This is a genomic window from Cupriavidus sp. FW216-B1, assembly GCF_058789195.1.
This window is the reverse complement of the sequence record NZ_JBYTEL010000001.1, coordinates 385,203-402,991: the sequence shown is the minus strand read 5'-3', so window position 1 is coordinate 402,991 and position 17,789 is coordinate 385,203. Positions and strand designations below refer to the sequence as shown.

Annotated in this window: 16 protein-coding genes; 6 read left to right on the top strand and 10 right to left on the bottom strand. The window is 72.8% G+C overall.

Annotated features, from left to right (window positions below; translation table 11 throughout):
- The first annotated feature begins 184 nt into the window (after window positions 1-184).
- Window positions 185-1,636, top strand: coding sequence for an aldehyde dehydrogenase family protein (locus AC3WXD_RS01650; protein ID WP_020204747.1), 1,452 nt, complete (start codon window positions 185-187; stop codon window positions 1,634-1,636).
- Window positions 1,637-1,714: 78 nt separating this feature from the next.
- On the opposite strand, the gene AC3WXD_RS01645 is transcribed toward AC3WXD_RS01650, so the two are convergent.
- Window positions 1,715-2,347, bottom strand: a complete 633-nt coding sequence (locus AC3WXD_RS01645; RefSeq protein WP_492322891.1) for a CDP-alcohol phosphatidyltransferase family protein — start codon at window positions 2,345-2,347, stop codon at window positions 1,715-1,717.
- Between the two features lie 60 nt (window positions 2,348-2,407).
- Window positions 2,408-3,031 carry an HAD family hydrolase gene (locus tag AC3WXD_RS01640; protein ID WP_020204749.1) on the bottom strand — a complete coding sequence of 208 codons (624 nt, stop codon included), beginning with the start codon at window positions 3,029-3,031 and terminating at the stop codon, window positions 2,408-2,410.
- Between the two features lie 383 nt (window positions 3,032-3,414).
- Here AC3WXD_RS01640 and AC3WXD_RS01635 point away from each other — a divergent pair, with 383 nt between their 5' ends.
- Window positions 3,415-5,304, top strand: a complete 1,890-nt coding sequence (locus AC3WXD_RS01635; RefSeq protein WP_492322890.1) for an ExeM/NucH family extracellular endonuclease — start codon at window positions 3,415-3,417, stop codon at window positions 5,302-5,304.
- Between the two features lie 38 nt (window positions 5,305-5,342).
- Here the strand turns inward: AC3WXD_RS01635 and AC3WXD_RS01630 are convergent, their stop codons facing one another.
- Window positions 5,343-5,813 (bottom strand): DUF2127 domain-containing protein, encoded by a 471-nt coding sequence (locus AC3WXD_RS01630; protein ID WP_492322889.1) that lies wholly within the window; start codon window positions 5,811-5,813, stop codon window positions 5,343-5,345.
- A 286-nt stretch (window positions 5,814-6,099) separates the two neighbouring features.
- Here AC3WXD_RS01630 and AC3WXD_RS01625 point away from each other — a divergent pair, with 286 nt between their 5' ends.
- Together AC3WXD_RS01625 and AC3WXD_RS01620 are read left to right on the top strand one after the other, a co-directional pair.
- Window positions 6,100-6,312, top strand: coding sequence for a DUF3820 family protein (locus AC3WXD_RS01625; protein ID WP_059414129.1), 213 nt, complete (start codon window positions 6,100-6,102; stop codon window positions 6,310-6,312).
- 95 nt (window positions 6,313-6,407) lie between these two features.
- Window positions 6,408-7,115: a GntR family transcriptional regulator gene (locus AC3WXD_RS01620; protein WP_020204755.1), complete on the top strand. Its 708-nt coding sequence runs from the start codon at window positions 6,408-6,410 to the stop codon at window positions 7,113-7,115.
- Between the two features lie 66 nt (window positions 7,116-7,181).
- Here the strand turns inward: AC3WXD_RS01620 and AC3WXD_RS01615 are convergent, their stop codons facing one another.
- The 4 genes from AC3WXD_RS01615 to AC3WXD_RS01600 form a co-directional block, all read right to left on the bottom strand.
- On the bottom strand, window positions 7,182-8,480 hold the full coding sequence (locus tag AC3WXD_RS01615) for an MFS transporter (RefSeq protein WP_492323346.1): 1,299 nt from the start codon (window positions 8,478-8,480) through the stop codon (window positions 7,182-7,184).
- A gap of 92 nt (window positions 8,481-8,572) precedes the next feature.
- Window positions 8,573-9,268: a DUF4286 family protein gene (locus AC3WXD_RS01610; RefSeq protein WP_155888187.1), complete on the bottom strand. Its 696-nt coding sequence runs from the start codon at window positions 9,266-9,268 to the stop codon at window positions 8,573-8,575.
- 205 nt (window positions 9,269-9,473) lie between these two features.
- Window positions 9,474-10,385 (bottom strand): LysR family transcriptional regulator, encoded by a 912-nt coding sequence (locus tag AC3WXD_RS01605; protein ID WP_020204758.1) that lies wholly within the window; start codon window positions 10,383-10,385, stop codon window positions 9,474-9,476.
- 400 nt (window positions 10,386-10,785) lie between these two features.
- Window positions 10,786-12,999, bottom strand: coding sequence for a sensor domain-containing protein (locus AC3WXD_RS01600; RefSeq protein WP_492322888.1), 2,214 nt, complete (start codon window positions 12,997-12,999; stop codon window positions 10,786-10,788).
- A 296-nt stretch (window positions 13,000-13,295) separates the two neighbouring features.
- Here AC3WXD_RS01600 and AC3WXD_RS01595 point away from each other — a divergent pair, with 296 nt between their 5' ends.
- A complete protein-coding gene (locus AC3WXD_RS01595; protein WP_492322887.1) occupies window positions 13,296-13,898 on the top strand; it encodes a class I SAM-dependent methyltransferase in 603 nt (200 codons plus the stop codon).
- A gap of 69 nt (window positions 13,899-13,967) precedes the next feature.
- On the opposite strand, the gene AC3WXD_RS01590 is transcribed toward AC3WXD_RS01595, so the two are convergent.
- Window positions 13,968-14,837, bottom strand: coding sequence for an NAD-dependent protein deacetylase (locus AC3WXD_RS01590; protein ID WP_492322886.1), 870 nt, complete (start codon window positions 14,835-14,837; stop codon window positions 13,968-13,970).
- A gap of 16 nt (window positions 14,838-14,853) precedes the next feature.
- Window positions 14,854-15,117 (bottom strand): oxidoreductase-like domain-containing protein, encoded by a 264-nt coding sequence (locus AC3WXD_RS01585; protein ID WP_020204762.1) that lies wholly within the window; start codon window positions 15,115-15,117, stop codon window positions 14,854-14,856.
- Between the two features lie 207 nt (window positions 15,118-15,324).
- On the opposite strand from AC3WXD_RS01585, the gene AC3WXD_RS01580 reads away from it, so the two are divergent.
- Window positions 15,325-16,062 (top strand): flagellar brake protein, encoded by a 738-nt coding sequence (locus AC3WXD_RS01580; RefSeq protein WP_492322885.1) that lies wholly within the window; start codon window positions 15,325-15,327, stop codon window positions 16,060-16,062.
- Window positions 16,063-16,264: 202 nt separating this feature from the next.
- On the opposite strand, the gene AC3WXD_RS01575 is transcribed toward AC3WXD_RS01580, so the two are convergent.
- Window positions 16,265-17,782 carry an efflux transporter outer membrane subunit gene (locus AC3WXD_RS01575; RefSeq protein ID WP_454733095.1) on the bottom strand — a complete coding sequence of 506 codons (1,518 nt, stop codon included), beginning with the start codon at window positions 17,780-17,782 and terminating at the stop codon, window positions 16,265-16,267.
- Window positions 17,783-17,789 lie beyond the last annotated feature (7 nt).

Here is a 17,789-nt window from a genome sequence, read left to right as displayed (position 1 = left end):
CCGCCGCGGCGCGCGCTTGCCCGACTCATGCAAATTTCGTATTAATCAATCCATCCTATTAATTGGACTTAGAGCCGGCGCCCGCCCACACTGCATGCATGACAGCAGGCACGGGCTCCGGCAAGCCGCATGCGCCCCGCGTCACCGTGCCGCCCGGTTCCACCGACCCAAGCGAGGAGCGACCATGAGCACGCAGCCCGAACTGCCCCGACACGACCTGCTGATCGACGGCAAGCGCCAGCCGCCCGGCACCGGCGAATACTCCACCGACCTCAACCCCGCCACCGAGGCGCCCATCGCGCTGGTGGCGCAGGGCAGCGCCGCCGACGTCGACCTCGCGGTGGCGGCCGCGCGCGCCGCGCTCAAGGTCTGGAACGGCATGCGCGCCGCCGAGCGCGGCCGCATCCTGTACCGCCTGGCCGACCTGCTCGAGCTGCACCAGGAGGAACTCATCGCGCTGGAAAGCCTGGACGCCGGCAAGCCGCTCGCCGCGGTGCGGCGCCAGGACATGCCGGCGGTGATCGACACGCTGCGCTACTACGCCGGCTGGGCCGACAAGATCAACGGCCAGGTGGTGCCGGCGCGCCCCGGCGCGCTGACCTACACCGTGCGCGAGCCGGTCGGCGTGGTGGCGGCCATCGTGCCGTGGAACTTCCCGCTCATGATCGGCATGTGGAAGATCGCGCCGGCGCTGGCCTGCGGCTGCACGCTGATCGTCAAGCCCGCCGAGATCACGCCGCTGACCGCGCTGCGCGTGGCCGAGCTGGCGCTGGAAGCCGGGCTGCCGCCGGGCGTGCTCAACATCGTCACCGGCAAGGGCAGCGTAGTGGGCAACGCGCTGGTGGCGCACCCCGGCATCGACAAAGTCACCTTCACCGGCTCGCCCGGCGTGGGGCGCGGCATCATGCAGGGCGCCGCGGCCAACTTCAAGCGCGTCACGCTGGAGCTGGGCGGCAAGTCCGCCAACCTGATCTTCGCCGACGCCAACGTGGACGCCGCCGTGCGCGCCGCCGCCTCCGGCATCTTCTTCAACTCCGGCCAGGTCTGCTCGGCGGGCTCGCGCATCCTGGCCCAGCGCGAGATCTACGACGAGGTGGTGGAAAAGCTCGCGGCGCGCGCCAGCTCGATCCGCGTGGGCGACCCGGCCTCGCCCGACACCACGATGGGCCCGGTGGTCTCCGCCGCGCAGATGAAGACCGTGCTCGACTACGTGGAGATCGGCAGGCGCGAGGGCGCCACCGCCGTCACCGGCGGCGCGCGCCTCGGCGACAAGGGCTACTTCGTGGCGCCCACGGTGTTCGCCAACGTCGAGCACGAGATGCGCATCTCGCAGGAAGAGATCTTCGGCCCGGTGGCCAGCGTGATCCGCTTCGAGGACGAAGCCGACGCCGTGCGCATCGCCAACGGCACCGCCTTCAGCCTGGCCGCCGGCGTGTGGAGCGCGGACATCGGCCGCGTCCACCAGGTGGCCGGCGAACTGCGCGCGGGCACCGTGTGGATCAACACCTACGGCCACACCGACGTGCGCCTGCCCTGGGGCGGCGCCGGCGATTCGGGCCTGGGGCGCGAGCACGGCGACGCGGCCATCGACAACTTCACCGAGCCCAAGGCGATCTGGCTGGCGCTGCGGCAGTAGGCGGCCCAGCGGGGCGGGCAGTGGCGCGCGCGGCCGTGAATATCCCGCCCCGCGCCGCACGTCTTGCGACCGCGCGCGCTAGATCTTCGGAATCCGCAGCGTCTTGCTGATCATCAGCGAGCCCGACAGCACGAACAGCAGTGCCAGCGGATGCAGGTCCGCGGGGCCGATGGTCCACACCCCGCCGAACAGCGCGTCGCCGAGCCGGTCGCGCCATGCGCACCACGCCAGCACGCCGGTCAGCAGCACGCTGGTGGGGATCGGCGTGCCCTCGAAGTAGGCCACCTTGTCGGCGCCCGCGGACAAGGTCTCGGCGGTCACGTTGAAGCGCGCCAGCCGGCTCACGCCGCAGCACACGAAGTAGATCAGCGCGGCCATATCCCAGCCGCCGCGCATGCCCGCGGCGAACGCCAGCGCGGCCGGCCCCACGCCGAACGAGATGATGTCCGCCAGCGAGTCCAGCTCGCGGCCGAGCGCCGAGTGCTGGTGCCGCCAGCGCGCGATGCGGCCGTCCAGCACGTCGAAGAGGAATGCCGCGGGCGCCAGCGCGGCGGCCGCGTAGAAATGCGCCGGCGCGCGCGTGGCCACGTAGAACATGGCGAAGAAGACCGACGCCATGCCGCAGGCGGCATTGCCCAGCGTGAACAGGTCGGCGAGCTGCATCTCGCGCAGCATGGAGAAATGCTTGGGACGTTCCGGTGTCGAGGCCATCCTGGCGAGCTCCTGGGTCCGTTGGCATGTGGCGATGGCTCGCAAGGCGCGAGCCCGCCGCTAGAAACGCAGGCCCGCCTCGCGCAGGGCAAGCTCGGTGCCGGCGGCGCCGACATGGTGCACCGCCTGCCAGCCGAGCGCGGCGGCGGCGGCCACGTTGGCCGCGTTGTCGTCGATGAACAGCATCTCGTGCGGCGCGATGCCCGGCAGATGCCTGCCGACGCGCGCCTGCATGAGGCGGTAGATGGCCGGGTCGGGCTTGGCCACGCCCACCTCGCCGGACACGAGGATGTCACGGAACACGTGCAGGAAATCGCCCATGCGCTGCGCGTGCGGGTAGGTCTCGACGGACCAGTTGGTCAGGCCGAACAGCGGCACGCGGGCGGCATGCAGGCGGCCCAGCAGGTCCACGCCGGCATCCAGCGGGCCGCGCAGCATCTGCGGCCAGCGGCCGTAGAACGCGCGGATCAGGCCCGCCTGCGCGGGATGCTCGGCGACGAGCTGCTCGGTCGCCTCGCGCAGCGGGCGGCCCGCGTCCTGGCGCAGGTTCCACGCGGGCGAGCAGACCTCCGACAGGAAGCGCGCGCGCTGCGCGGCATCGGGGATCAGTTCGCGGTAGAGGTATTCGGGGTTCCAGTCGAACAGGACGCCACCAAAATCGAACACGACGGCATTGACGGTCACGGGATCTCGCCGGGCGGGCGGAAGTCAGCGGAATAGCAGGCATTCTCGCAGAGTCTGTCGACGGCAAACCGTGCGGCGGACCAAAATGAGATTTTTCTCAGCGAACCGGCGCGCCGCGCGCCATACGCTGAAGGCATCGCGACCTCTGCCGCCAGCCGGCCCAAGCCATGCGCCCGATGCCTCCGCCGTCCGCCCTGCCGTTTCCGCCCGCGCCGCCGTCGTCATCGGCGCCACCAACACCATCGGCGCCACCAGAATCACCCGCGCCGCCCGCGTCGTCTCCGTTCCGGCGCCTTGCCCGCGCCGGCCTCGCCTGGGCCTGCCTGGCGGCGCCGTGGCTTGCCTTGCCCGCCCATGCCGCGCCGCGGGCGGCCCAGTGCGGCATGCCCGCCACGGCCATCGCCGAGCTGCGCGCGGCCGGCGTGTCCTCGGTCGGCCGCCGCGTCACGCTCGAAGCCGTGGTCAGCGCCGACTACACCGGCGGCAACGGCTTCGCCGGCTTCTTCGTCCAGCAGGACGACGCGCAGCGCCAGCGCCGCCCCGGCATCTCGGACGGCATGTTCGTGTCCGCGCCGCGCGCCGGCATGCGCGCCGGCGACCTCGTGCGGCTGGACGGCACCGTCGAGCAGCGCGCCGGCCAGATGCAGTTGCGCCTGTCGGGCGCGGCCACGGTCTGCGCGCGGGACCGGCCGCTCACGCCGGTGGACATCGCGCTGCCGTTCGCGCACGCGGAGGCGCCGGCCGCCCACGCGGGCATGCTGGTGCGCCTGCCGCAGGCGCTCACCGTGAGCGACACCTACGAGCTGGGCCGCTACGGCAGCGTGGTGCTCAGCAACGGCCGCCTGCCGATCCCCACCAGCGTCGCCGCGCCCGGCGACGGCGCCCGGGCGCAGGCCGCCGCCAACGCGCTGAACCGGCTGGCACTGGACGACGGCTCCAGCCGCCAGAACCCGGCCACGGTCATCCATCCGGCGCCGGGCCTGAGCGCCGCCAACACGCTGCGCGCCGGCGCCACGGTGGCCGGCGTGCAAGGCGTGCTGGACTGGCGCTACGGCGGCTGGCGCGTGCAGCCGCTGCCGGACGCGCCGCCGCCGCGCTTCGTGGCGGCCAACCCGCGCGCCGGCGCGCCGCTGCGCGCGGCCGGCAGCGACCTGCGCGTGGCCGCCTTCAACCTGCAGAACTACTTCACCGGCGACGGCAAGGGCGGCGGCTTCGACGACCCCGCCAACCGCGGCGCGGCCTCGGCGGCCGAGTTCGCCCGCCAGGAAGCCAAGCTGCTGGCCGCGCTGCGCGCGCTCGACGCCGACGTGATCGGCCTCATGGAAATCGAGAACGACGGCTTCGGCGCTGGCAGCGCCATCCACCGGCTGGCGGCGCGGATGGGGCCGGACTGGCGCGTGGTCGACCCCGGCGGGGTCAGCCTCGGCGGCGACGCCATCGCGGTCGGGCTGCTCTACGACAGCCGCGCGGTGCAACTGGCGGGCCGGCCCGCCACGCTGTGGTTCGGCGAGCGCACGCGCCAGCCGCTGGCTGCCACCTTCAGCCTGCCCGGCCACGCGCGCCGGCTCACCGTGGCCGTGAACCACTTCAAGTCCAAGCGCTGCACCGACGCGCGCGGCGCCGACGCCGACCAGGGCGACGGGCAGGCCTGCTGGAACCGCGCGCGCATCGCGGCGGCGATGCGCCTGGCCAACTGGCTGGCCGGCTCGCCCACCGGCGTGCCCGACGACGGCAAGCTGGTGATCGGCGACCTCAACAGCTATGCGCGCGAAGACCCCGTCCGCCATCTGGCCGAACGCGGCTACGCGGACATGATCGCGCGCTTTTCCGTGGCGCCGCCGTACAGCTTCGTGTTCGGCGGCGAGGCCGGCTACCTGGACCACGCGCTGGCCGATGCCGCCGCGGCCGGCCGCGTCCGCGCCGCGCGCCACTGGCACATCAACGCCGACGAGCCGGCGGCGCTGGCCTACCCGTTCGCCGGCAAGAGCGCGGCGCAGCGGCAATCCTTCTACGCGGCCGACGCCTACCGCTCGTCCGACCATGATCCGGTGCTGGTCGACGTGGCGATGCGCGACGAGGCCACACCGCCCGCCGGCGGAGCGCCGGCAGCGGACAGTCAGGAGAACGGCGCGCTGGCGTGGCCGGCCGAAGGCGGCGGTAGCGGCGGTGGCGGCGGTGGCGCCGTGGACCCGCTGCCGGCCCTCGCGCTGGCCGGGGCGGCATGCATCGCGCGGCGGCGGCGCTGGCCACGCCGCTGGCGCCGGCGCAAATGACGCCGGTGGCGCAGGCAACGCCGGTGGTGCCAGTGGCGCTAGCGCGCGCTGGCCGGCGCGCGCCGGATGCCGTTGGCCAGGTAGACCACGATCAGCACGTTGGCCACGGCCAGGCCGAGATGGACCGGCGTCGGATGGGCGATGGCCTCGTAGGCCTCCACCGGGATGTAGACCGCGCCGGACCAGACGCCGAGCCAGCTTGCCCATACGCGCTGGTGCCACAGCCCGAAGGCCTCGGTGAAGCGCATCGCCGCGTACATCGCGGCCGAGCCGCCGATCGCCCACAGCCGCGCATCGCTCGGATGGTTCAGCAGCGACAGGAAGATGGTGGGATAGCGGCTGCCCGGATTCAGGTGCAGCCGCATCACGATGGTCTCGGCCAGCGTCTGCGCGTCGCGGTGCAGGAGCGCGACCAGCCCCAGCCCGGCCAGGATCACCAGCGCGCCCTTGGCGGCCTCGAACAGGGCGATGCCCTTCAGGCCCGCGCCTCCCGCTGCGTGCTTTGCCATATTGCCTTTCCTTTGTCGAAACCGGCCTGCCGGACGCGCCGCGGACCCAAGGCGGGATCGTACCGCGCCGCGCCCGCGCGCGGCAATCGGCGCCGCCGGACGCGGGCCGCGCACCGGCGCGCCGTTGCCGTTGCCGTTGCCGTTGCCGTTGCCGTTGCCGTTGCCGTTGCCGTTGCCGTTGCCGTTGCCGTTGCCGTTGCCATTGCCATTGCCATTGCCATTGCCGGCGCCGTGCCGCCGGCACGCTGTTACCATCGGGCTGCCGCCGCCATCCGACGCCCGTGCCATGAACCCCGAACACCTGCAGCTCCTGCTCACCCGCACCATGCCCTACGGCAAGTACAAGGGCCGCGCGATCGCGGACCTGCCGGGCAACTACCTGAACTGGTTCGCGCGCGAAGGCTTCCCGCCCGGCGAGATCGGCCAGTTGCTGGCGCTGATGCACGAGCTGGACCACAATGGCCTCAAGGGGCTGCTGGAGCCGCTGCGCGGGCGCTAGCCGCGCGGCGCCCGCCGCGGCGGCGCCACGGATTGGTAGTACGATTACGCCCTTGCCACGCAACGCCATACAGCAGGGGGAGAGTTTTGCCATCAGTGGAACGCCGCAGCGCCGGCTCGCCGCGCGCCCGGACCGAGACCGTGTCGGAGAACGAACGGGCCTATGCCGGCCTGCGCGAGCGCCTGACCACGCTGGTCTACCGCCCCGGCGAGCATCTCAACATCTCCACGCTGGTGGACGACCTGGAGATCGGCCGCACGCCCATCAACCAGGCGCTGCACCGCCTGGCCAACGAAGGTCTGGTGCAGATCCTGCCGCGCAAGGGCGTGGTGGTCGCGCCGCTGTCGCTCGACGACGCGCTGCACCTGATCGACGTGAGGCTGGCCAACGAGACGCTGTGCGCGCGGCTGGCCGCCGAGCGCGTCACCGCGCAGGGGATCGCCGCGCTGGAAGGCATCCTGCGCGAGCTGGACGCGGCCGTGGCGCGGCGCGACCTGCCGCTGGTGACGAACCTGGACCGCCTGTTCCACGAGGAAGTGGCGCAACTGTCCGGCAACCCCATCCTGATCGAGATCCTGAAGGTGCTGCACGCGCGCTCGCAGCGCTTCTGGGCCATCTCGCTGTCGTCCGAGGGCCACCTGGGCGAGGTCGGCGAGGAACACCGCGCCATCCTGCAGGCGCTGCGCGACGGCGACGGCGCGGCGGCGGCCAGCGCGGTGACGGCGCACGTGCTGTCGTTCCGCCAGGCCCTGCTGCAGGGCCGCCGCGAGCCGGTCTTCGCCATGACCGGCGCGGCCGGCTAGCGGCCGGCTAACGGGCGACCGGCCGGCGCCACGCGGGCGCCGCCAACACAGCAGTCAACGCCGCCGTCAGTTCTCCAGCGGCTTGCGCGCCGTCTCGCGCGCCACCAGCAAGGCCACCAGCGTGACGGCCAGCGCCAGGCTCACGTAGAGCGAGATCGCGGTGGTCGAGCCATACGCCTTGTACAGGCTGGCGATGATCAGCGGCGCGAAGCCGCCGCCGAGGATGCCTGCCAGCGTATAGGCCAGCGACGAGCCAGCGTAGCGCACCCGCGTGGGAAACTGCTCCGTCACGAAGGCGGCCTGCGGGCCGTACATCATGGCGTGGATCACCAGCCCGCCCACCACCGCCGCGCAGATCTGCCACGGCTGCGCGCTGTCCATCAGGCGGAAGAACACGAAGGCCCACGCCACCGCCAGCAGCGCCCCGGCGACATACACCGGCCGCCGGCCGAGCCTGTCGGACAGGCTGCCGAACAGCGGCACGGCAAGCGCGTTGCAGCCGGCGCCGATCATGGTGGCGGTCAGCGCCAGCGGGCGCGACAGGTGCAGCACGCCGGTCACGTAGGTCAGCGTGAACACCACCACCAGCGCATAGAGCACGTCCGAGCCGATGCGCGCGCCGCCGGCGACGAGCAGGCGCCGCCAGTGGTCCGCGAACACGTCCTTGATCGGCGTCTTCGCCGTGCTCTTGCGCGCTTCCATCTCCCGGAACAGCGGGGTTTCCTCCACGCCGCGGCGCAGCCACAGCCCGAACACGACCAGCAGCACGCTGGACAGGAAGGGAATGCGCCAGCCCCACGCCTGGAAGTCCTCGGGGCTCAGCCACAGCGACACCAGCGCGATGAAGCCGGTGCCCAGCAGCGTGCCGCACGACGGCCCCACCTGCGTGAACGAGGCATTGCGCCCGCGCTGGTGCTGCGCGCCGTGCTCCATCGACAGCAGCACCGCGCCGGCCCACTCGCCGCCGATGGCCGCGCCCTGCACGAAGCGCAGCGCCACCAGCAGCAACGGGCTCCAGACGCCCCACGACTGGTAGGTCGGCAGCACGCCCATCAGGCCGGTGGCCACGCCCATCACGACCAGCGTGGCCACCAGCACGAAGCGGCGCCCGAGCTTGTCGCCGAGGTGGCCGAACACCACGCCGCCGAGCGGGCGCGAGACGTAGCCCACGGCATAGGTGGAAAACGCCAGGATGGTGCCGGTGAGCGGATCGAACGAGGGGAAGAAGATGGCGTTGAAGACCAGCGCCGCCATCAGGTTGTAGACGGTGAAGTCGTACCACTCCAGCGTGGTGCCGATGGTGCTGGCCGCGGCCAGCCGGCCCATGCGGGGCTTGCCGGTGGCGGCGTGCGCGCCGGCCGGCATGCCGGCGTGCGCGACCGGGTGCGTGGCGGCCTGCGCGCCGGCCAGCTCCTGCGCGGCGGTGGCGGTGGCGATAACGGTGTCGGCGCCGCGCATCATGCCACCTCCCGCGAGAACAGCTTCCACCGCAGCGCATAGCGCGCGGCGCCGGCGGCGTCCGCGCCGCATGCATCCAGGCGCGCGGCCGCGTCGCGCAGCGCGGCCACGCCGGCGGCTTCGCTGCTGGTCTCGATCACCAGGAGCGGGCGCAGTTGCCGGTTCTCCACGCTCTCGCGCGGCAGCGGCTGGCTCAGCGCGGCGTCCGGCACCAGCAGGTAGGACTGCACGAAGCCGGGCCGCGCGGAGAGCTCGCCGCCCACGTCGGCGGCCTGGTCGACCAGCGCCGGCACGTCGTCGGGCCGCGCCAGCGGCAGCACGGCCAGCCAGCTTCCGCTGCCCTGCCCGACCACCGCGGCGACTTCGCTCACGCGGCGCACCGGCTGGCGCATGCGGCCGAGGTTGGCGACCGACCACGGCGTCTGGCGGCCGAACGCGGCCTGGTAGGCGGCGGACGTGAAGGCCGCCAGCGATTCGGTGCGATACAGGCCCAGGTATTTCGGGCCGCCCTGCACCGCCTCGTAGCGCGCGGCGGAGATGAAGCCGCGGATGCGGGCGCGCTCTTCCACGTGCTCGCGGTCGTACCACTGGTTGAAATCGTCCTCGTCGGCCGCGTCCACGTTGGCGGCGACGAACAGCATGCCGTGCGGCGCCATGCCCGCCGGCGCGTCGTCCACGCCGGACGTTCCGGCCATCCCGCGCATTTGCCGCATCTCGCGCATTTCCTGCGTATCGTGCATCTCGCTCATCCTTCTCTCCTGTGGCCCGCGCCGTCTGCGGGCGGTGAGAAGATGATCGGCGCCGGCCGCGCGCGCGGCAAACGGGTTTTTCTTCGCGTTTCCGATCAGTTTTTCTGTTCGATGCGGCCATGCGCGCGCACCAGCACGGCGCGCGCGCGCCCTATGCCGGCGCAAATGGTGCAGGCAGCGACCGCACGTAGCGGTCGGATTCGCGGCAGGCCAGCTCCGCCACCAGGCGGATCGCCTCGGAGGCGGCGTGGTCGAGGTGGCTGACCACCAGCCGCTGGTGCGGCAGGGGCACGTCGCACGGGATCACGCGCAACTCGCCGCGCTCCACTTCCTCGCGCACCGGCGCCAGCGGCATCAGCGCGTTGCCGAAGCCGCCCCTGACCAGCCGCACGATGGCCGCGATGGAGCTGACGCAATGCACCTTGCCCACCGGCAGCCCGGCCTTGCGGTACAGCTCCTTGAGCGCGAGATGCGGCTGCGAGCCGGGGCTCATGGTGATGGTGGGATGCTGGAGCAGCGTGGCCAGCCGGCCTTCGCCGGGCTGCGCGGGCCCGAGCGGGCCGACCCAGCCGATGGCCATCGGCAGGCACGGCGTGCTGGTGATGCCCTCGCCCACCGCCGGATCGGTCTGCAGGGCAATGTCGATGCCGCCCGCGCGCAGGGTGTTGTGCAGGCTCTGCGTAGTCTCCGAGGTGAGCTGCACCTCGATGCCGGGATAGTGCGTCTGCAGGTGGCGCAGGAAATCGACCAGCCACGTATGCACCACGCTCTCGATGGCGCCGATGCGCACCAGCCCCAGCGGCGCGTCGCCGGCGCGCCCGAGCACCATGATCTCGCGCTGCAGCTCCAGCAGCCGCTCGCCGTAGCCGAGCAGGCGCAGGCCGACCGGCGTGAGGCGCAGGTCGCGCGCCTCGCGCTCGAACACCCGCGCGCCGATCTCCTGCTCGAGCGAGGCGATGCGGTTGGACATCGCCGCCTGCGTGATGTGCAGCTTCTCGGCCGCCGCGCGGAAGCTGCCCAGGCGGGCCACCCACATGAAGGCTTCGATGAAGCGCGTGTTCATGGCGCCGGACCTGCCGCGCGCCCACGCCGGCACGCATGCCGGCACCAGCGCCGGCCGCCGTGCCCGCCGCACGAGCCGCCTCCGCCGCGCCGGCGCGGCGCCAGCGGCGCCTGCCTGGCTACCGCAGCGGCCACAGCCGTGGCCGCCGGCACGCCGGATGTCCCGGGCGCGCGGGATGTCCGGAACGCCCCGGATGCCGTCATTCGCATGTTCCCCCTGTTCGATAAACTGAAATTTCACAGTAATGGCAGGGCGATTCTCATGCAATTTCCGCACCAGTGCTGTAGTGGGATTCCCTAGGAAAGCGGCGGGCGCGGAGGCGAACGAAAAAGCGGACGAAAAGGCAAGCAGGAAGACCGACGCAGCGGCGGCAGCCGCGCGCGCCGCCCGCCTCCCGCCGTCAGGCAGCCGGCTCCGCCACGCCGCGCTCGGCCAGCCACGTCTCGAACGCCGCCGGCGGCATCGGCATGGCGAACAGGTAGCCCTGGCCGATCTCGCAGCCGTGCGCGCACAGGAAGGCGCGCTGCGACTCTTCCTCGATGCCCTCGGCGACCAGGGTCAGGCCGATGCTCTGGCCGATGCGGATGGCCGCGTCCACCAGCGTGGCGGCGGCGTGGTGCGAGTCGAGGCCCTGCACGAAGCTCTTGTCGAGCTTGAGCTCGTCGACCGGCAGGTTCAGCAGGTGGCCGAGGCTGGAGTAGCCGGTGCCGAAGTCGTCCATCGACAGGCGCACGCCCAGCCCGCGCACCGCGGCGAGCGTGGCCTGTATCTCGGGCTTGCTCTCCATCACCAGCCCCTCGGTGATCTCCACGGTCAGGTCGCTGCCGGCCAGGCGATGCCGCCGCAGTATCCCGGCGATGACGTCGGGAAGCTCATGGTGATGGAAATTCAGCGGCGACAGGTTGACGGCCACCGACGGCACCCGCAGCCCGGCGGCCCGCCAGCGCGCCAGTTGCCCGCAGGCCTCGTCCAGGGCCCAGTAGCCCAGGTCGACGACCAGGCCGCATTGCTCGGCCAGCGGAATGAACTGGTCCGGGGAAACGTTGCCGGTCTCGCCGTGGTGCCAGCGCGCCAGCGCCTCGACCCCGGCCAGGCTGTTGTCGCACAGGCGGATCTTGGGCTGGTAGTGCAGTTGCAGCCGGTTCTCGAGCAGCGCCGCCTTGAGCGCCTGCTCGAGCCGGGCGCGCGCCAGTTCGCGCGCGCCCAGCTCGGCGTCGAACAGGCGCACGCGGTTGCGGCCGCCGTGCCGGGCCTCGCGCAGGGCGAGGTCGGCATGGCGCATCAGCGTGTCCCAGTCGCGCCCGTGCGCGGGGCAGACGCAGGCGCCGATGCTCGCCGACACGTTCAGCTTGCGCCCGGGTATCGACACCAGCGGCCGCGCGATGGCCGCGCGCAGGTTTTCGGCGAGCGCCAGCGCGGCTGGCGCGTCCAGGCCGGGCAGGATCATGACGAATTCGTCGCCCGAGCGCCGGCCCAGCAGCGCGGCGGCGGGCGCGTGGGCGCGCAGGCGCCCGGCGATCTCCTCCAGCAGCAGGTCGGCCTGCCGGTGGCCCAGCACGTCGTTGATCTGCTTGAAGTCGTCCAGATCGATGAACAGGGCGGCGAGCGGCACGCCGCCGCGGTCCGTCTGCGCAATGGCGTCCTCGGTCAGGCGGCGCACGGCGTGAAGATTGAGCAGACCGGTCAGCGCATCGTGATTGGCCTGCCAGCGGATCCGCTCGCGCGCGGCGTCGCGCTCCAGCGCCAGCGCGCACAGATGCGTGCAGATCTCGGTGAGGCGGCAGTGATAGGCGTCCGGGCCGCGGCGGGTGGAATAGTAGAACGCGAAGGTGCCGAGCACGCTGCCGTCGCCGGACTTGATCGGCGTCGACCAGCAGGCGGCCATGCCGGACAGGCGGGCCATGTCCTGGAACGACGCCCACAGCGGATCGGTGAAGATGTCGGTGACGGCAACCGGCTCGCCGCGGAACGCCGCCGTGCCGCACGAGCCGTTGCACGGACCGACCGGCGCGCCGTCGATGCCGGCGGAGTAGCGCGGCGGCAGGCTGGGCGCGGCGAGCGGGCGCAGGCGCCCTTCGGCGTCGACGCGCAGCACCGAGACCGCGACGCCGGGCGTGACGCGCTCGATCGCGCGGCACATGGCGTCCATGATTTCCGCCAGCGGCCGGTCCTGCGCGATGGCTTCGAGCGCGGTGCGCTGGATGCCGTCGCGCAGCTTGGTCTCGGTGATGTCGGTCAGCACGCAGACGAGGCTGGCCAGCGCGCCGTGGTCGTCGAGCACCGGATTGGTGAGCGCGGAAAACCAGCGGGGATATCCGCCGGCCGTGTCCAGCAGGCATTCGCCGCGCACCGCCTGCCCGGCCGTGAGCCGGCCCAGGAACTCGCCGGCCGGCGTCGCCGGCTGCAGCCACGCCCACAGGGCCGCGCCGCCCGCCGGGCCGGCCAGCGGGCCGAACAGGGACACGAAGCTGGCATTGGCCTGGACGATGCGGCCGCGCGCGTCGGCAACGGCCACCGGGCTGTCCATCGTATCCAGCCCGATCGCGGGCGGCGCCGCCGCAAGCCCGCCAAAGCGCGCGCCGGGAACGAACAGGCGATTCATCTGCGATGACATTCAGGCATCCTCATGAGACCGGCGATGCGCCAACCGGCGGCTTGCGCGCCACTTTCCCATGTTCCGTGGGAACTCGCGATCCATATTAGCCGGGCGGCGGCGTGCGGCACAAGCGCGGCAGCATGACAGCCGCCGCCCGGACTATGCGCTGCGTGCCGGCGCGCGCTCCGTGCGTTGCGGCACGCAGCGCCGCCGGCGGGGCCGGCGGGGCCGGATTGGCGCCGGAATCTGCTAGATTTGCCTTGCGGGCCCGGCGCATTCCGCGCCGCATGGCGACTGCGCACAGGGGGCACATCGTGAGCACCGATACCGCGACACTGCAAGCCTACGACCGCGCCGCCGCCGACCATGCCAGGGACTGGCACGCGCGGCCCGCGCCGGCCGGCCTCTACGCCACGCTGCTTGCAACATTCGCGCCCGGTCCGAGCGCCGACATCGGCTGCGGCGCGGGCCGCGACACGGCGTGGCTGGCCGCGCACGGCTTCGACCCGTGCGGCTTCGATCCCTGCGAAGCGCTGCTGGAAGAGGCGCGCCGGCGCTACCCCGCCCTGCCCTTCGAGCAGGCGGCGCTGCCGGAACTCGAAGGCGTGCCGCGCGGCTATTACCAGAACGTGCTGTGCGAGGCCGTCATCATGCACCTGGAGCCACGCATGATCGCCAGCGCCGTGCGGCACCTGCTCGGCATCCTGCGTCCCGGCGGCACGCTGTGCCTGAGCTGGCGCGTCACCGACCACGTCTCGCGGCGCGACCCGGACGGCCGCTTCTACGCGGCCTTCGACAAGGCGCTGGTGGCCGGCGCGCTGGAGCGCGGCGACAGCGTGCTGTCCGACCAGGAAGAGGCGGGCCCGCCGCCGGGCAAGCGGATGCACAGGCTGATCGTGCGCAAGGCGGCGGCTTGATGGAGGCCTGATGGAGGCCTGATGGAGGCCTGATGGAGGCTTGATGCGGCTGGACGCCGCCCGCGGCGCTCAGGCCAGGCCCAGCCGCGCGTTCAGTTCCACCAGCGCGGGCGCGCAGGCGGCGTCCACCTTGAGCGCCAGCAGCGCGTCGGCGCGGGTCTGGCCGAGATTGACGGCGGCCACCGGCTTGCCCTGCTTCTGCGCCTCGAGGCAGAAGCGATAGCCGGAGAACACCGTGAGCGAGGAGCCGATCACCAGCAGGGCATCGGCCTGCGCCAGCGCCTGCATGGCGGCATCGACGCGCTCGCGCGGCACGGACTCGCCGAAGAACACCACGTCGGGCTTGAGCACGCCGCCGCAATGGCCGCACGCGGGAATGCGCACGGACTCGAAGCTGGCCAGTTCCAGATGGGCGTCGCCGTCGGAAGCGGGCAACGCGCGCAGTTCGGCCAGCGCCGGGTTGTCCGCCTCGAGCTGCGCCTGCAACGCGGCGCGCGGACGGCGCGTGCCGCATTGCAGGCAGACCACCGTGCCCACGTGGCCATGCAGCTCGATCACGCCGTGGCTGCCGGCACGCTGGTGCAGGCCGTCCACGTTCTGCGTGACCAGCAGGCGCACGTGGCCGGCCGCCTGCAGCCGCGCCAGCGCGAAATGCGCGGCGTTGGGCTGCGCGTTGGCCAGCACCGGCCAGCCCAGCATGCTGCGCGCCCAGTAGCGCTGGCGCACCGCGTGCGAGCGGAAGAAGTCCTGCGCCTGCACCGGCAGCGTGCGCTGCCAGTTGCCCCGCGCGTCGCGGTAGCCGGGAATGCCGGAATCGGTGCTGATGCCGGCGCCGGTCAGCACCAGCAGGCGCGGATGGCGCCGCACGAAATCGTGGAGATCGGCCACGGCGGGCTGGCCGGCGGCGAGTACGGGAGACTCGGGAGATTCGGAAGACAAGGCGGCGCGCACGCTTTCAGAAGCTCGGGCCGCCGGCGGCGGCGGCATCCGCCGTCTCGCCGGCCAGGGCCTGCCACGCCTTCAGCTCGGCGCGGTAGCGCGCCATCGCCTCGGCGTGCAGGTCGAAGATGCAGGGCTCGCAGCCGTTGCCGCAGCACTCGTTGATGTCCGGCGCGACCGGCGCTTGCGGCCGCGGCGGCAAGGCCGCCGCGGGCTGCGGCGCGGGCTGCGCGGCTGCGCTGCGCTCTGCTGTGGACGCGGGGTTTTGTACCGACACCATCGACTCCGGTTGGATTGCACCCCAAGTATACCGCCGGGCGGACAACCCGGCTGCGGCCGCCGTGGGAGCGCCCGCGCAACGGTCCCGCGCATTCGGGCGCGGCGGCGGCGCTGGCATAATCACGGGCTGGCCGGCCCCTCGCGGGTCCCGCATGCGCCAGCCCGCGGCCCATGCCCGGGCCGCGGGCGCAATACCACGAACACCGACATGCCAGCCACGACACCGCAGACCGGAACGCCCCCGGCGCCCGACCACGAGGGCGGGCTCACCGATCCGGACCAGATCCTGCTCGTCCTGCTGGGCCTGGCCCGCCAGGGCGCGTCGCTGCGCCTGCGGCCCGCCGGCATGCATCCCATCGCCACCCGGCTGCTGCTGGCCGAGCCGGCAAGCCGCGCCTGCATCCTGGAATGGTGCCGCAACGGCGCCGAGCTCGACGCCATCCTGAACGCCCGCGAGCTGACGCTCTCGGGCTCGCTCAACGGCGCGCCCGTCCGCTTCCTGGTCGGCACGCCGGCCATCACCCGCTTCGACGACCGGCCCGCCTTCGTCACGCCGTTTCCGGCCAGCGTCCATTACCTGCATCGCCGCCGGCATTTCCGCGCCAGCGTGCCCGCGGGCAGCGGCTTTCGCTGCGAGATCCCGCTCGACGACGGCCAGCTCGCGCATCTGCGCATCGCGGACCTGTCCGTGTCCGGCGTCGGCCTGCGCGCCCCGCAGGCCGACGCGCCGCCACTGCTGCGCGATGCGCGCATCAGGCGGTGCCGGCTGTCGTGCGCAGACCTGGGCACGCTCGAAGTCGATCTGGAGGTGGTCAGGCACCGCGTTGCCTGGCGCGGCGGCAAGGCCGTCCACCATTTCGGCGGCGCCTTCCGCCATGTCGACGGCCAGACCGAGAAGCAGTTGCAGCGCCTGGTGTTCGCCTGCGAACTGGCGCATCGGGCCTAGGCGCGAAAAAAAAAGCGCCCTGGGGGCGCTTTTGGGAGTGCCGACGACATCGGCCTGCCGCTTGTGTGCTCCCCGCTCCCGCTTGCGGGAGCGGGGTCGGGGGAGAGGGAGGACACCTTGCTTGGGCCAGCTCTGGCGACTTGGGCCCGTTCTGGCGGCTTCGTCAGTCGCCTCAGGCTTGCGCCGCCGCGGCCTTACCGCTTCACGGGTTCGCCGCGAGCGGCGCCGGCGGCGCGGACGAGCCGGCGTCGGGCAGCGGCCCCCAGCCGCCGCCCAGGCTGCGCACCAGCGCCACCGTGGCGGAGGCGCGCAGGCCGGCTACCTGGTTGGCGTCGCGCTGCGACTGCAGCACCGTGCGGTCGGCGTCGATCACCGTCAGGTAGTCCACCGCGCCGGCCTCGTAGCGGCTGCGCGAGATCTTCGCCGCGCGGCGCGCGCCGCCCAGCGCGCCGTCCAGCGCGCCGGCCTGCTGGCTCAGCCAGCGCACGTCGGCGAGGCTGTCTTCCACTTCGCGCAGCGCCGTCAGCACGCTCTGGCGGTAGCTTGCCACCGCTTCTTCGTGCTGGGCCTTGGCCGCGTTGAGGTTGGCGCGGTTGCGCCCGCCGTCGATGATCGGCGCGACGAGCGTGCTGCCGACCAGCGGTCCCAGCATCCATGCCGACGACGACCACTTGAACAGGTTCGACAGGTCGCTCGACTCGAAGCCGAACAGCCCGGTCAACGTGATCTTCGGGAAGAACGCCGAGCGCGCCACGCCGATGCGCGCGTTGGCCGCGGCCATCAGGCGCTCGGCCTGGGCGATGTCGGGGCGGCGCTCCAGCAGGTCCGAGGGCAGCCCGGCCGGCACCGTGATGAGCGTGGCGTCGAGCGGGCGCGCGGCCAGTGTGAACGCGGCCGGCGGCGCGCCGGTCAGCACCGCCAGCGCGTGCTCCTGGTTGGCGCGGCGCCGTTCGATGGCGGCCAGGTCGGCGCGCGCGGTGCCGAGCTCGGCTTCGGCGCGGGCCGGGTCGAGGTCGGTGGTCTCGCCTTCGTCGAAGCGGCGCTTGAGCAGCTTGAGCGCGTCCTCGCGCAGCACGATGGTGGCGTTGAGCAGGTCGCGCTCGCTGTCGAGCGTGCGCAGCGAGAAGTAGGCCTGCGCCACGTCCGCCTGCAGCGCGAGCTGCACCGAGCGGTACAGGTCTTCGGCGGCGGCGCCCTCGGCGCGCGCGGCCTTGACGTTGTCGGCCACGCGGCCGAACAGGTCGAGCTCGTAGCTGGCGAACGCGCGCGCCTTGTACACGGTCTGCGCCGGCACCTTGGTGCCGTCGGGGAAGCCCTGCGAGGCGGCCGAGTACTGCGTGCGGGTCGGGTCCAGCCCGACGCTCAGTTGCGGATACAGGTCGGCCTCGGCCACGCCGGTGAACGCGCGCGCCTGCTTCAGGCGCGCCGCGGCCACGGCGAGGTCCTGGTTGGACTCGCTGGCCTGGGCGATCAGGCGGTCGAGGTCGGCGTCGCCGAAGATCTTCCACCATTCGCCGCGCTGCGCGCCTTCGGCGGGCGTGGCCACTTTCCACTGGCTGCCTTCGGCCCGCGCGGCCTCGGCTTCCTTGTAGGCCGGCGTGGCGGCGGTGGCGGCCTCGGGCACCTTGTACGTGGGCGCCAGCGAGCAGCCGGCCAGGATCAGGGCCACGGCCAGCGTGGCCAGGCGCGGCAGGGTCCCGGATGTGATTGATGCAGTCATGTCAGTC